The following is a 14,188-nucleotide window of genomic DNA, read 5'->3' as shown; positions in this document are numbered from 1 at the left end:
AATTATTAAAATCAACCCAGATACAGTAATGTGTTTGGGTTGATTTCTTTTATAGGGAAACGTTATTTAGATTAAATTTAAATAACGTATATTTGCAACACAAAAATTTAGGCTTTGAAAGAGAATGGATTACATAAATTAAGTGGATTTCCTAAAAACAAAATGGGGAAGATATTGGGATATGATAATGACTATCTTAAAATGCCCAATAAAATCATTGAAATGGGGCTTCTTCCGGAGACCGCATTCAGGATTTTATACCAGGCTCCATTCAATGGACCAATGTATGTAGAGTTTGGGACAGAAAAAAGCCGTATTGCTCTTCGTGAGGAAGAAGGGGATTACATCATTGTTGAAGATTTGAATTAATGCAGGCAAACAAGAAAAAGCAGATTCTTTTAGTTGGGAATCCAAATGTAGGAAAGTCGACGGTTTTCAATACACTTTGTAACAAAAAGCAGAAAACCGGAAATTATGCAGGAGTTACCGTTGCAAGTCATTCCGGGAACTATGTGTATAAGAATGAAGAGGTTGAAGTAATTGACCTTCCGGGATCATACAGTGTATATCCAAGTTCCGAAGATGAGGCAATCTTTTCAAAATACCTTATTGATGAGCAGGAAAACTACGCCGGAGTAGTGTATATTCTTGAAGCATTAAGTTTAAAAAGAGGCCTGCTTTTATTCCAGCAGATCCAGGATCTTGGAGTTCCGATAATTCTTATCGTAAATCAGATTGACCAGGCGGAAAGAAGAGGAGTCTCTATTGATATTCAAAAGTTTTCTGAAGCGTTAGGGATTACGATCATTCAGACCAATGCTAAAGAGCGGATTGGTATCGATGAAGTAAGAGAGGCTGTCTACAATAATGATTTTGTAAAAACAGAGAAAATCTCTTTTGAAACCCCAAATGAACATAGAGATTTTATAAAAAAACTCATTTTACATAAAGGATTCGACAACGAATATAAAGCATGGATGAGCCTTTCATTAGGCACAGACCTGAAAAAAATTGAATCGGTCATGGACCAGATCAATGATTCTGATTCTAAAAGTCTGGTTCCTAAAAGATTACAGGTGCAGGAGACGGTCAGAAGATATCAACATGTTGATAAGATCTTAGAAAATGTGATCTCTAAAAAACCGCAGTTCAAAGAATTGCTGACTGAAAAACTGGATAAAGTTCTGGTTCATAAGTTCTGGGGGTATCTGATCTTTCTGGCTATTTTACTGGTTATTTTCCAAAGTGTATTTTTCCTGGCAGAATACCCGATGAACTGGATCGAAGAGTTTTTCTCCTGGCTGGCTACATTTACCGGTGAACATCTTCCGGAAGGGCCCGTCAATTCGCTTATATCCAATGGAATCGTTCCGGGGATCGGAGGAATTGTTGTATTTGCTCCTCAGATCGGAATTTTATTGTATTTCCTTTATTTGCTTGAAGACTCAGGATATATGGCGAGAGTGGTTTTTCTCATGGATAGGCTTCTTCGCCCATTTGGACTTAACGGAAAAAGTATCGTTCCGCTTGTTTCAGGTACTGCATGTGCTATTCCTGCAGTGATTTCTACCAGAAATATTGAGAATGTTAAGGAAAGATTGCTGACGATCCTGGTAACGCCTTTTATGACCTGTTCTGCAAGGCTTCCGGTTTACAGTATCATTATCGGGCTGATTATTTCAGACGGAACATTTTTGGGAATACAATATAAAGCACTGGTCCTGATGGGAATGTATCTTTTAGGGTTCCTCGTCGCTTTATTTTCCGCTGCAATTCTTAAAAGATTTATTAAAAATAAAGGTAAAACCTATTTGGTAATGGACCTTCCTGCTTATAAAAAGCCTCTTTTCGCATACGATTTCAAAATGGTACTGGGGAAAGTATGGGACTTTATTACCGGAGCCGGGAAAATTATTTTCATAGTAAGTATCATCATCTGGTTTTTAAGCTATTTCGGACCGAAGCAGAAGCCTAATGAAATGGTAGCCACCAATGTGGAACTGGATCATTCCTATCTTGCTAAAATGGGTAAAGGAATAGAACCGATGATTGCTCCTCTGGGCTATGACTGGAAAATGGGGGTCGGAATTCTTACGAGCTTCGTTGCCAGAGAGGTTTTTGTAGGTACGATGTCTACATTGTACAGCCTAGAAGATGATGCTCCGGAAGTAAAGGTAATCGATAAAATGAGACGTGATGTAAAACCCAACGGAGAAAAAGTCTTCAGTTTTGCCACAGGAGTCTCCGTCCTTTTATTTTATGCATTTGCAATGCAGTGTGTTTCTACACTGGCAGTAGTCTACAGAGAAACTAAAAGCTGGAAATGGACCGGCTTTCAGGTGGCTATGATGACAGGTTTGGCATATTTTGTGTCGATGATAGTATATCAGATTTTAAAGTAATGGACTCATCACTAATTTTTCAATACGTCATTATCTTATTAGTGGTAGCATTCGCCTGCTACTCCCTATTTAAGGTGCTCAAAAAGAATTTCGCTCCAAAGAAATTCAGCTCCAAAAGATCCAGTTGCGATAAAGACTGTGGCTGTTCTTAATATTGCGGTAAACAGATACCTGGAAAAAAAGTAGTAATTTCATTCTTTGAAATTAAATACTTCTGGTTTGGGTTTAAAAAACGCAGTATCTGTACTCTTATTTCTTTTATGCGGTATTCAGGGAAAAGGACAGATGGATACGGCTACTATCAGGTCTTACAGAGATCAGATCATGGTCCGTATAAATCTGGATACCAATATTGAAAGTTTTATTGTTTCGGAGGGAGATCATAAAAATGCGGACAAAACAATATTGTCAATCAATAATAAAACGAAAACATCCCTGTCTGTGGACTACAGAATCATCAGTGCTACCCTTTCGTTTTCTCCAAGATTTATAGCCGGTAATAATGATAATGAACTGAAAGGAAACAGTTCCTATACGGATCTAAGCTTAAGGTTCTTTCCCAAAAGATTTATTCAGACTCTTTATTATAAGAATGTAAAAGGCTTTTATGTAGAAAACACGAAAGATTTTCTTCCCGGCTGGCAGGAAGGAAAAGATCCTTATATCCGGTTTCCGGATTTGAGAGTACAGCGTTTCGGAGGCGCTACTTCATTTGTACTCAATAGGGGCTTTTCAGCGAAGAGCCTTTATACACAGGGAGAATGGCAAAAGAACAGCAGTGGGAGCTGGGTGCCTTTTGTGGATTATGACCTTACCATTTTCAGCAATACGATAGATGGCGAGAAAAGTAAAGAGACTCAATATAATATAGGGGCCAATATGGGCTACTTTTATAATTGGGTTATTGGTAAGAAAGTGAATATTGCTCCTTATCTGGCCCTTGGACTTGGAGGAAAATTTTCAAGTTATCATGATATCCTTGGGGATGGGTCCAAAGAAAATGAACAATATTTAACCTTACGAATGGAAGGGGGCCTTCATGTAGGGTATAATACAGACCGCTTTTTATTTGGAGGAAGAATTAACTTCAACACTTATACTTATCAGAAAAATAATCAGGCGGTAGAAAACAATAACCTGTACGGGCTGCTGTATATTGGATATCGTTTTGCTCCGCCGAAGGCCGTTAAAAAAAACTATGATAAAATTCAAAAAACACTACCCCTCTTATAAGTTAAAAGTCTTTTAAGTATCTTTGTTCCGAAAAATTTATACAATAAAAAGAAATATCAAATCATAATGTCATTAATAAAAAGTATCTCAGGAATTAGAGGAACAATCGGAGGAAAAGTAAATGATAACTTGACTCCACTTGATGTGGTAAAATTTGCTTCGGCATTTGGAACCTGGCTTCAGAATAATAAAAATAAAAAAGATTTAACGCTTGTTATCGGAAGAGATGCCAGAATATCTGGCCAGATGGTTTCTTCTTTGGTTACAGCTACGTTACAGGGACTTGGGATTAATGTGGTTGACCTGGGCCTTTCTACAACGCCAACCGTTGAAGTAATGGTTCCTGAACTGAATGCCGACGGAGGAATTATCCTTACGGCATCTCATAACCCAAAACAATGGAATGCCCTTAAACTGTTAAATGAAAAAGGAGAATTCATCAGCGGTGAAAACGGTGCCGAAGTATTGGCTTTGGCTGAAAATGAAGATTTCAACTATGCTGAGGTAGATGATCTTGGAAAATATGAAACAAGAGAAGACGCTTTTGATATCCATATCCGGCAGATCCTTGATTTACCAATGGTAGATGTGGAAGCTATTAAGGCCAAGAATTTCAAAGTAGTACTGGACGCCGTAAACTCTACAGGAGGAATAGCTATTCCAATGTTATTGGATAAATTGGGTTGTGAAACCGTTAAATTATACTGTGATCCTACAGGACATTTCCCACACAATCCCGAACCTTTAAAAGAGCATTTGAGAGATATCTGCGAACTGGTTAAAAAGGAAAATGCAGATCTGGGAATCGTAGTAGATCCGGATGTGGACAGACTGGCTTTAATTGATGAAAAAGGAGAAATGTTCGGGGAAGAATATACCCTGGTAGCAGTTGCCGATTACCTTTTAAAACATAAAAACGGAGTGGCCGTATCCAATCTTTCTTCAAGCCGTGCTTTGAGAGACGTAGCGCAGACCCACGATTCAGAATACTTTGCAAGTGCAGTAGGAGAAGTTAACGTCGTCACTTTGATGAAAGAGAAAAATGCAGTGATCGGAGGAGAAGGAAACGGCGGGATCATTTATCCTGAGCTCCATTACGGAAGAGATTCTTTAGTGGGAGTCGCTTTATTTCTGACGCATTTAGCTAAAGAAAATAAAACGGTTTCCGAATTGAGAGCAGGATATCCAGGCTATTTTATGGGTAAAAAGAAAATCGAACTTACACCTGAGATCAATGTAGATGAGATATTAAGAAAAATGGAGCAGGAATACCAAAATGAAGAGGTGTCTACTGTGGACGGCGTTAAGATAGATTTTGAAAACAACTGGGTTCACCTTAGAAAATCCAATACAGAGCCAATCATCAGGATTTATACAGAAGCTAAATCTCAGGAAGAAGCTGATCAGTTAGGAGATCATATCATTGCTAAGATCAAAAGTTTAATCTAAAAATATCATAAGAACGGAACCTGTAAGCTCCGTTCTTTTTTATTCCGATGTTTGAACATATAAAAAACAGGTTTCCCTTTCCGAAAGAAAAGTGGCGGAAATTTCTAAGCTGTTTCTACCGTATGGAAGTTCCTGCCAAAACCCTGCTCATGAATGAAGGGGAAATTTCTTATCATGCTTTCTACCTGGAAAAGGGAGCCGTGAGGGCATGGTATAACAATGACGGCAAAGATGTAACCTTTCAGTTTTTCCTTGAAAATACAATGTTTTCTTCCCTTGAAAGCTTTAAAAAAGGACTTCCGGGTATGGTGTCTTTTGAGACCATAGAACCCTGCGTTTTGTATAGAATCAAAAAACCGGACGTGGAAGCCTTCCTTGAGGAAGTGTATGAAAATCCTGAGCTCAGAACTTTATTTATGGATGCTCTGTTTGAAAGAGTTTTTGATTATATGAAGCATTTCTTCTCATTTATTAAAGACTCGCCCCAACAGCGGTATATCAACCTTACCAAAGAAAAACCGGAAATCATTAAAAGGATTCCCCAGCATTATATCGCTTCGTATTTGGGAATTACAACAGTACATTTAAGCAGGATCAAAAGTAAAATACGGAAAGACAGCCTTTTTTAGTTTGCTGGAAGATGGATGCTTTGAGGTCAGAATATCGCTCTTAAAAGTAAACTGATAACAAATGTTATTGCTCTGCAGCTTACTCGGGAGATAATTTTGTATAAAAATTTAAAAGAATGAAAGCAGCAGTCGTATTTGAAAAAGGAAGTACACCTCAATATGCAGATTTTTCTGAACCAAAAATCACTCCGGGAAAAGAAGTCCTGGTTTCGGTAAAGGCCGCGTCCATTAAAAACCTGGATAAAGCGAGAGCGGGCGGAAATCATTATTCCACGGAAAATGATGCACACCAGCCTAAAATTATCGGTTCAGACGGAACCGGATATCTGGAAGACGGAACCAAAGTCTATTTTTTCAGTAAAAAAGGAACCGTAGCCGAAAGGGTAGCCGCAGATAAAGAATTAATCGTCATTATCCCTGAAAATCTTGACTTTTCTGTAGCTGCTGCGTTGCCCAATGCGGTGATGGGTTCAGCAATGGGCTTAAAATGTAAGGCAGATATTCAGCCCGGAGATACGGTACTCATCAATGGCGGCACAGGAATTACCGGTAAAATAGCCGTGCAGATCGCCAAATTATATGGAGCAGGGAAAATTATTGTGACCGGAAGAAATGAAAAGGTGCTGCAGTCATTACATGAATTGGGAGCCGATGAGGTTATATCCCTGCAGGCAGATGACCAAAGCTTTCAGCAGAAAGTGAAGGATTTACATGATGAAACGCCGGTTGATATCATCCTGGATTATATTTGGGGACACCCGGTGGAAATGATTTTAAAAGCGATTAAAGGAGATGGTGCCTTTTCCCATACAACAAGATTGGTTTCTGTAGGAGGAATGAGCGGAGATAGTATTCAGTTGTCTTCCCAGATCTTAAGAGGGACTGATCTTCATATTTCAGGTTCAGGATTGGGAAGCTGGACAAAAAAAGAAATGCAGCTCCTGTTTTCACAAATTATTCCCGAAATGTTCCAGGCAGCTGTTAATGGAAAAATTAAAATAGAGACCGAAAATGCAGATATAAAGAATATTGAATCTATCTGGAACGCAGAATTGCCAAGCGGAAAAAGGCTTGTCATAACAATTTAACCACAATTTGAGTTTTTTATCCACAATCCTTTTATCTGTTTTCTTTTTTTACTATTTTTATAATAGAAATTTATGAAATGGAAAATTCAAAAAAAAGTTGCAACTTTGCATAAATATTTGAATATCAGTTTCAGATGTATAATTAATTAAAAGTTTGCCGAGGTCTGTAAGCAAATTCAGACATCGGGCCGACGAAGAGGACACTATTGGAAGAGTATTTTGGAAATGAACTTGTAAAAAAGTTCGAGGAAATGATGGAAAATAATGATGAATTCTACTTTGATACAGAAGAGTTGGAAGACATTGTTGTTTATTATTTGGAGCTTGGAGACTTTAATTACGCTGATATGGCGGTTAATTACGGGTTGAAGCTTCACCCTAATTCTTTAGATATCAAGATTAAAAAACTTGAAATTCTTTTGGAATGGGAAGAATATAATACGGCGAAAGACCTTATCAATGAGCTGAAAGGTGCTTCTATGGAAAACACAGACTTTTTGGTTTGTTACGCCAAGTATTATTCGAACTTAGGAAATCCCAGAAAATCCATTGAAATTTGTAAAAAAGCATTGACATTGGAGGAAGAAGAAAATTTCCTTCACAACTTTATTGCAGATGAATATGTTAATCTTGGAGATCCTTTTAACGCTCTTAAACATTACAGGAAAGCACTTAAAGAAGATCCTTCCGACGAATATGCGCTGGAAAACTGTATGGTGTGTTTCAGTGACCTGAACAAGAGTGAGGAGGCTATCGCCTTTCTTAATGAATATTTAGATGAATTTTCCTATTCAGAAACAGCTTGGTTTGAATACGGACAATTCTATTTTAACAGAAAGAATTACGAAGAAGCCATCAGGGGATATGATTACCTGCTGGCAATCAATTCAAACTCTGTGGGAGTGTACGCCAATAAAGCAGCCTGTTATGAAGCCTTAGGCCAATACCAGAAAGCTATTGAGATCTATGAAGAAATGCTTGAGCTGGAATATACGAAAGCATTTACCTTTTATAAGATCGGATTATGCCATAAAGCTTTAAAACAACCTATTTTAGCTTTAAACTCATTCCAAAAATCGCTGAGAGAAGACCCTCAGTTTTACCTGGCGATGATGGAACAGTCTTACCTGTACGAAGAAATGGGAGGAATGTCAGAAGCGTTGCATTTTGCAAAAGAAGCAACCCAGCTGAATGAAAATAACCTTGACTATCAGAAGAGATTGGCATTCTTATTCATTGATTCAGGAAAATTTGAAGAAAGCTTGTCCTGCCTGAAAAAACTGGTCAATGATGAGCCTTCAAGGTTTTACAACTGGTATGCCTATTCAGAAGTATTAATGCTTTTAGGTGAATATGAAGAAGCAATAACGGTTTTAAATAATGCGGTAAAAAACCACCATAGAGCCGAACTGTATTACCAGTTAAGCAATTGTTTTTTCAATTTGAAAAATAAGGAAAAAGGTATGGATTCGCTTCAGCTGGCCATAGACCTTGATCCGTCCCTGGTAAAAGATATGCAGAAAAAATACCCGTTCATTAAAGATGAGGTAAAAAAAGTGAAAGCCAGTAGAGTGAAGAAAAAACAATAACGGAACTGGGCTTCCTGATTGAAATCAGGATACAGCCGGCTGGCTTAAACTGATGCTAACTATAAAATAAAATCCTGCAGAAATGCAGGTTTTTTTTATTAATGATTGTACCCGTAAGCAAATTTATCGGGTGGAGTACCCGTGGGATTCCCATTCTGAACCGTTTGGCTGGAAGTGTCGCTGTTATCAAAAGAAGCTGTGTCATCAGCATTTGAACAGGAAAGTGAAAATAAGGCAATACCGCCAGATAATAGAGTTTTTTTCATGGTTATAAATTAAATTCAGCCAAATATAATTTATACTATTATTTTATTTTTTTTGATTAGTCCGCAAAAATAGTAACCCGGCAATGATAATTCCGGCCCCTACAAATTGTACATAAGTCAGCTTTTCACCATCTATCATTCCCCAGATAATAGCTACAATGGGCATGATCAGGGTAACCGTGGAAGCGAATAGCGGAGTAGATACCTTTAATAAACGGTAATTCATCATCATGGCGAGGCCTGTTCCAAAAATAGAAAGCAGACTCACAAACATCAGTCCCAGCATAGTATCCTTTGAAAAACTGAATTCTGAAAAGAAACCCGTGCAGGTTAAAGCAATAAGGGACGGAAAGAATAAAACAAATGAGAAAACAAAAGCAGATAAAACAGTGGATGAAACGTCCATAAGTTTTGACTTCACAGTGGTCGTGCTCAATGCATAACATAAAGTAGCCAATAAGAGCAGCAGGATCGGAATGATTTTAAACGCTCCGCTGCCGCTGCCTCCAAATGCCAGAATACAGACCCCAGTAAAGCTTATCAGGACTCCTGTGATCTGCCTTTTGGTAGTTTCAAACTTCCACACCAAAGCCCCTACAATAATAACAAAAATAGGCATCATCGAGTTGATAATACCTGCAATGCTGCTGCTGATCTCCGTTTCTGCTATCGGGAATAAGAACATGGGAATAAAATTTCCTGTAAAAGCTGCCAAAATAAGCCATTTCAAGTGTTTTTTCGGGAAAAGCTTATAATTGGAAACAGCAACGGGAAATAAAATAAGGCCTGCAATAAGAACTCTTAAAGATCCTACCTGAAACGGATTAAAATGCTCCAGTGATTTCTTGATCAAAATAAAAGATGATCCCCAGATAATACTCAGGACAGCCAAAAGAATCCATTTTTCTTTATCTGCGTTCATTATTTTCGTGTAAAATTTTTAAAAACTCTTTCTTAGGAAGCATTCTCGCACCTAAACTTTCTAAATGATCAGTATGAGACTGACAGTCAATTAATTCCAGATGGTCTTTATTTCTTTCTACAAAATGGATGAATCCTGCTTTAGAGGCATTGCTTACCTTTGCAAACATGCTTTCGCCACAAAATATATTGCCGATCTGTATACCGTAAAATCCGCCTACAAGTTCTCCATTCTGCCATACTTCAATACTTTTAGCGAGGCCAAACCGGTGAAGTTCGATAAAAGATTCCATCAGCTCATCAGAAAGCCAGGTTCCCGACTGTCCTTTCCGGGCAGCCTGCTGGCAGTTTTTGATCACTTCCCTGAAGTTTTGATTTTCAGAAAAGCTGAACACGTTTCTATGTAGAATTTTTCTCATCGACTTTGAAACTTTTATTTCATGAGGAAATAAAACGAATCTTGGATCCGGGCACCACCAAAGAATTTCTTCTCCGGGGTTGTACCATGGAAAAATACCCAGTTGATAGGCAAACCAGATACGTTCTACAGACAGATCGCCGCCAAAGGCAATCAATCCGTCATGACCGTCATACACTTCCGGGTCTGGGAATGAAATCTCATTTTCGTCTAATCGAACCATTGCAGATGTAGAAAAAAATCCCACTTGAAAAAGCAGGATTTATATTTGATTTTAATTCTTTAATTAAAAAGGTAAATCATCGTCATCATCTCCGGCAAAAGGATTCTCATTAGAAACAGGAGAAGCTGACTGCTGAGACATGGCCTGTGTAGGCTCCGCACCATTGTCAAATACCTTCTCTACTCTCCACCCTGTAATAGAGTTGAAGTATTTTGTTTCACCTTGAGGAGAAACCCACTCTCTACCTCTGATATTGATTCCTACCTTTACGCTTTCTCCTTCTTTAAGATTATCTAATAAACTAATCTTATCAGACAAAAATTCTATGTTTATCGGCTGTGGATACTGTTCTTGAGTTAAAATAACCATTTCTCTTTTTTGAAATCCGCTCGCAAATGTTTGAGCATCAAAAAGTTTCTTTACCGTTCCTTGTAATTCCATATCGTAAATATTAACGATGTAAAAATAAGAAAATGAAATGTAATAATAGGTGCCGGGGAAAAAAATCTAAAAAAATTATTTTTTTTTCTGGAAAAGTTTGGAGGTAAAGGAAAATGTCCTATATTTGCACTCACAAAAACGAAGCAAGCTCTTTAAAAACTTACAAGATAAAAAACCAGCGGATGTGGTGTAATTGGTAGCCACGCCAGACTTAGGATCTGGTGCCGTGAGGCGTGGGGGTTCGAGTCCCTTCATCCGCACTATGCGAAAATAGCTCAGCTGGTAGAGCACAACCTTGCCAAGGTTGGGGTCGCGGGTTCGAATCCCGTTTTTCGCTCCACACCATGCCCTGGTGGTGGAACTGGTAGACACGCAGGACTTAAAATCCTGTGCCTCTTTTGGCGTGCGGGTTCAAGTCCCGCCTGGGGTACAAAGCCCTCTGTATTTCGTACGGAGGGTTTTTTGTTTTTTTATTAAGATTTTAGCTAATAAATCTTATCTTTGTAAGAAATACGGTTGTTCCTGTGAAAACGGAACCATAAAAACCAGCGGATGTGGTGTAATTGGTAGCCACGCCAGACTTAGGATCTGGTGCCGTGAGGCGTGGGGGTTCGAGTCCCTTCATCCGCACTACGCGAAAATAACTCATAGGTTGAAAGGCCTTTGATAAGGTTTAAACTTCGGTTTGGATCTTTTTTTTTCGGGTCATGCCTGCCCTGGTGGTGGAACTGGTAGACACGCAGGACTTAAAATCCTGTGTTCGTAAGAACGTGCGGGTTCAAGTCCCGCCTGGGGTACAAAGCCCTCTGTAATTTGATTACGGAGGGCTTTTTGTTACTGAAAACATTACAGATAAAGACTTCGGTCCTGAAAAGTAAAAGAGATGGTCAAGTAAAACCTTTATACATCACAAAGATTTTTTCTTTTACCGGCTCTTCTCCAGATTTTCCAGTCTTTCAAAAATCCCTGTAAAAATATTCTTATCCGCAGTAGAAACATATCCTACAATTTTATAAAGATCGTGATTGTTTTTGGTGAGGGGCTGTATTTCGGATATAGAGTGCAAATTACCGTCATTATATGCCAATAGACTGCTGCCCGGATCCTTTTTCCGGTCGGCTTTATTCAGAAATAAAATGTCTCCATACTCGTATTGCGGGAGTAACCGGTTTTCTGATGTAAATTCATATACCAAATCAATGGATGCTGCTATTTTTTGCACCATTGACGCATTGGGAGAATGGCTTTCTTTTGCTTCCTTAGTGCTCTGGATGGCTAATTCCGGGAAAAGTAACAGCTGGTCAATATCGGAAACACCGGCTAGCTGATTCACCTGCAGTGTTTCTGTCAGCAATTTATCAAGAGTAAGGCTAAAATGACTGGCTACCTTCAGTATCGTTTCGATTTTAGGTTCGGCACGTCCTTCTTCATAAGAGCTTATAACTCCTCTGTTTAAATCAAATAAATCAGCAAAAGCCTTTTGACTCAGTCCTTTAACCTGTCTTATTTTTTTTATATTCGTTCCAAAGAAGCTCATTTTTCCACTATTTTTTGCAAAAATAGGGAATATCAGGGCAAATTCTTGTCATGCAGCATTGCTGTTCTTACAATCTGTACCCATAATATTATATTCTTCTGTATCTGTATCCAATGTTGAATACTCCATAATTTTGTTTAGCTAAAGAAGAAAATATTATGGAAACTACCGTTCAGCATCCGGAACAGCTTCAATATGCTGAAGTTTATATTTCAGACATGTTGATATTGAAGAATATATTTCTGGAGACCCAGAATACCCAAAAAGTAAACACAGATTTTGGGGTGCCTTTTCTTTTGGCTAAGAAAAACAGTCAGGTCATTTCATTTGCCAGCCTTATCATTCATGACAAAGGTGAAATTACCTTTAGGGTATATGATAAAAAAGGAATGACGGAGACAGAAAAGAAAAATTTTATTTTTCGGGCTGAAACTTATTTTAAAAAGAATAATACTCCTAATTTCAGAAACACGGAACAGTTAAAAAACAGTATTTACAGAATGACCCGCTGGCTGAATCTCTCATAAAATATAGATAAATTGTACATTTACTTAAAACTGTGATCAATGCCTAAAGATGTTCTGTACCTTAAAATAGCCAATGCTGTCACTGAGCAGATCAAAAGTGAAACGCTGCAGTTCGGAGACAGATTGCCTTCATTAAGAAGTGCTCAAAAGCTTTACAACGTCAGCCTGAATACCGTAAAACAGGCTTATATGGAACTGGAAAGCCGTTCATTGGTAGAATCCCGTCCCAAATACGGCTATTATGTAAGCCAGACTTCACAGCGAAAACTGGCATTGCCTTCCGTAGGGAAAATGAAGATCTCAGAAGGGGAAAATACACCTGAAGATCTTATTGGTAAGGTCTTCGGGACGATTGCAGGAACAGATGTGACACAGTTTGCATTGGGAATTCCCGGGAAAAGTCTTCTTCCCGTGGCGAAGATGAAGAAGTGCATGATCAATGTAATGAAAGGGAAGAATGACAGCGGAACCAACTATGAGCCGGTACAGGGAAGTGAAAGGCTCCGCCGTGAAATTGCCAAATGGGCAATGGTGATGGAAGGAAAAATTACTGAAGATGACCTGGTCATCACTTCCGGTGCCATGAACGGGGTCTATAACTGTCTGATGGCGGTTACGAAACCGGGAGATTCGGTAGCCGTGGAAAGCCCCGTCTATTTTGGAATCCTTCAGGCGATTCATTTGCTTGGATTGAAAGCGGTGGAAATTCCTACCCATCCTATTACCGGGGTAGATCTCGATGCTTTAAAAAAAGTGCTTCCAAAGCTTTCTGCATGCTGCTTTGTTGTTAATTATAACAATCCGCTTGGGTTCCAGATGCCGGATGAGAATAAAAAAGAATTGGTAAGGATGCTTACTGAATATAATGTTCCTCTCGTGGAAGATGATGTATACGGGAACATTTACTTTGGAGCAGGCAGACCAAAGCCTTGCAAGTTTTACGATGAAGCGGGTATTGTGATGTGGGTGGGATCTGTTTCCAAGACGCTGGCTCCCGGATACCGCGTCGGCTGGGTAGCGGCAGGAAAATTTAAAGATAAGATTATCCGCCAGAAGTTGGTTCAAACCGTCTCCAGCCCATCTTTATTTTCAGATGTGATCGCTGATTTCCTTGAACACGGACGTTACGATCATCATTTGAGAATGTTCCGGAAAAAACTGTATGCCAATTATCTCCAGATTCAGAAGTCGGTTACCCAGTATTTTCCGGATAATACCAAAATTTCTGAACCGAAAGGAGGATTTATGCTATGGCTGGAGCTGGATAAAAGGATTTGTACAGAAGATCTTTATGACGAGGCTTTTAGCCAGAAAGTGAACTTTGCCCCGGGAAGAATGTTTTCACAATATAATCAGTATCAGAACTGTATGCGGCTGAATTACGCCTTGGAATGGACAGACCGCGTAGAAAGTGATCTGGAGAAGCTGGGAAAAATGATTAAAAACAGAATATAATAAACCTATA

At 38.8% G+C, this 14,188-nt stretch carries 14 protein-coding genes and 5 tRNA genes; 14 read left to right on the top strand and 5 right to left on the bottom strand.

Annotated elements, in window-relative coordinates; translation table 11 throughout:
• The first annotated feature begins 114 nt into the window (after positions 1-114).
• From MUW56_RS10020 to MUW56_RS09990, 7 genes are all read left to right on the top strand, one after another.
• Complete coding sequence (locus MUW56_RS10020; protein WP_292013054.1) at positions 115-369, top strand: FeoA family protein; 255 nt, start codon at positions 115-117, stop codon at positions 367-369.
• Entirely contained in the window at positions 369-2,402 is a 2,034-nt protein-coding gene (gene feoB / locus MUW56_RS10015) for a ferrous iron transport protein B (RefSeq protein WP_292013053.1), read from the top strand. Before MUW56_RS10020 ends, feoB begins: the two co-directional genes overlap by 1 nt.
• 219 nt (positions 2,403-2,621) lie before the next feature.
• On the top strand, positions 2,622-3,635 hold the full coding sequence (locus MUW56_RS10010; protein ID WP_292013052.1) for a DUF4421 family protein: 1,014 nt from the start codon (positions 2,622-2,624) through the stop codon (positions 3,633-3,635).
• 66 nt (positions 3,636-3,701) lie between these two features.
• The gene (gene glmM / locus MUW56_RS10005) at positions 3,702-5,084 is read left to right on the top strand and encodes a phosphoglucosamine mutase (RefSeq protein ID WP_292013051.1); all 1,383 of its coding nucleotides are present in this window, start codon (positions 3,702-3,704) and stop codon (positions 5,082-5,084) included.
• Between the two features lie 47 nt (positions 5,085-5,131).
• A complete protein-coding gene (locus MUW56_RS10000) occupies positions 5,132-5,713 on the top strand; it encodes a Crp/Fnr family transcriptional regulator (protein ID WP_292013050.1) in 582 nt (193 codons plus the stop codon).
• A 116-nt stretch (positions 5,714-5,829) separates the two neighbouring features.
• Complete coding sequence (locus tag MUW56_RS09995; protein ID WP_292013049.1) at positions 5,830-6,801, top strand: zinc-binding alcohol dehydrogenase family protein; 972 nt, start codon at positions 5,830-5,832, stop codon at positions 6,799-6,801.
• Positions 6,802-7,007: 206 nt separating this feature from the next.
• A complete protein-coding gene (locus MUW56_RS09990; protein ID WP_292013048.1) occupies positions 7,008-8,390 on the top strand; it encodes a tetratricopeptide repeat protein in 1,383 nt (460 codons plus the stop codon).
• Positions 8,391-8,488: 98 nt separating this feature from the next.
• On the opposite strand, the gene MUW56_RS09985 is transcribed toward MUW56_RS09990, so the two are convergent.
• From MUW56_RS09985 to MUW56_RS09970, 4 genes are all read right to left on the bottom strand, one after another.
• The gene (locus MUW56_RS09985; RefSeq protein ID WP_292013047.1) at positions 8,489-8,656 is read right to left on the bottom strand and encodes a hypothetical protein; all 168 of its coding nucleotides are present in this window, start codon (positions 8,654-8,656) and stop codon (positions 8,489-8,491) included.
• Between the two features lie 43 nt (positions 8,657-8,699).
• Positions 8,700-9,578 (bottom strand): DMT family transporter, encoded by an 879-nt coding sequence (locus MUW56_RS09980; RefSeq protein ID WP_292013046.1) that lies wholly within the window; start codon positions 9,576-9,578, stop codon positions 8,700-8,702.
• Positions 9,565-10,218: a leucyl/phenylalanyl-tRNA--protein transferase gene (gene aat / locus MUW56_RS09975; RefSeq protein ID WP_292013045.1), complete on the bottom strand. Its 654-nt coding sequence runs from the start codon at positions 10,216-10,218 to the stop codon at positions 9,565-9,567. The genes MUW56_RS09980 and aat overlap by 14 nt, the downstream gene beginning before the upstream one ends.
• A 63-nt stretch (positions 10,219-10,281) precedes the next feature.
• Positions 10,282-10,659, bottom strand: a complete 378-nt coding sequence (locus tag MUW56_RS09970; RefSeq protein WP_292013044.1) for a DUF3127 domain-containing protein — start codon at positions 10,657-10,659, stop codon at positions 10,282-10,284.
• A gap of 178 nt (positions 10,660-10,837) precedes the next feature.
• On the opposite strand from MUW56_RS09970, the gene MUW56_RS09965 reads away from it, so the two are divergent.
• From MUW56_RS09965 to MUW56_RS09945, 5 genes are all read left to right on the top strand, one after another.
• Positions 10,838-10,919: transfer RNA gene (locus tag MUW56_RS09965), tRNA-Leu, on the top strand.
• A gap of 4 nt (positions 10,920-10,923) precedes the next feature.
• Positions 10,924-10,999, top strand: a tRNA-Gly gene (locus tag MUW56_RS09960).
• Positions 11,000-11,005: 6 nt separating this feature from the next.
• A tRNA-Leu gene (locus MUW56_RS09955) sits at positions 11,006-11,089 on the top strand.
• Positions 11,090-11,207: 118 nt separating this feature from the next.
• Positions 11,208-11,289, top strand: a tRNA-Leu gene (locus MUW56_RS09950).
• A gap of 83 nt (positions 11,290-11,372) precedes the next feature.
• Positions 11,373-11,456 (top strand) — tRNA-Leu (locus tag MUW56_RS09945).
• 128 nt (positions 11,457-11,584) lie between these two features.
• Here MUW56_RS09945 and MUW56_RS09940 read toward each other — a convergent pair.
• Entirely contained in the window at positions 11,585-12,196 is a 612-nt protein-coding gene (locus tag MUW56_RS09940) for a helix-turn-helix transcriptional regulator (protein WP_292013043.1), read from the bottom strand.
• 158 nt (positions 12,197-12,354) lie between these two features.
• Between MUW56_RS09940 and MUW56_RS09935 the strand changes: the two genes are divergently transcribed.
• Positions 12,355-12,723: a hypothetical protein gene (locus tag MUW56_RS09935; protein ID WP_292013042.1), complete on the top strand. Its 369-nt coding sequence runs from the start codon at positions 12,355-12,357 to the stop codon at positions 12,721-12,723.
• Between the two features lie 39 nt (positions 12,724-12,762).
• Positions 12,763-14,178, top strand: coding sequence for a PLP-dependent aminotransferase family protein (locus MUW56_RS09930; protein WP_292013041.1), 1,416 nt, complete (start codon positions 12,763-12,765; stop codon positions 14,176-14,178).
• The last annotated feature ends 10 nt before the right edge of the window (positions 14,179-14,188 follow it).

Source organism: Chryseobacterium sp. (assembly GCF_022869225.1).
Taxonomy (GTDB): domain Bacteria; phylum Bacteroidota; class Bacteroidia; order Flavobacteriales; family Weeksellaceae; genus Chryseobacterium.
Note: the sequence above shows the minus strand (reverse complement) of the source record. Positions and strands in the feature narration are given on the sequence as shown.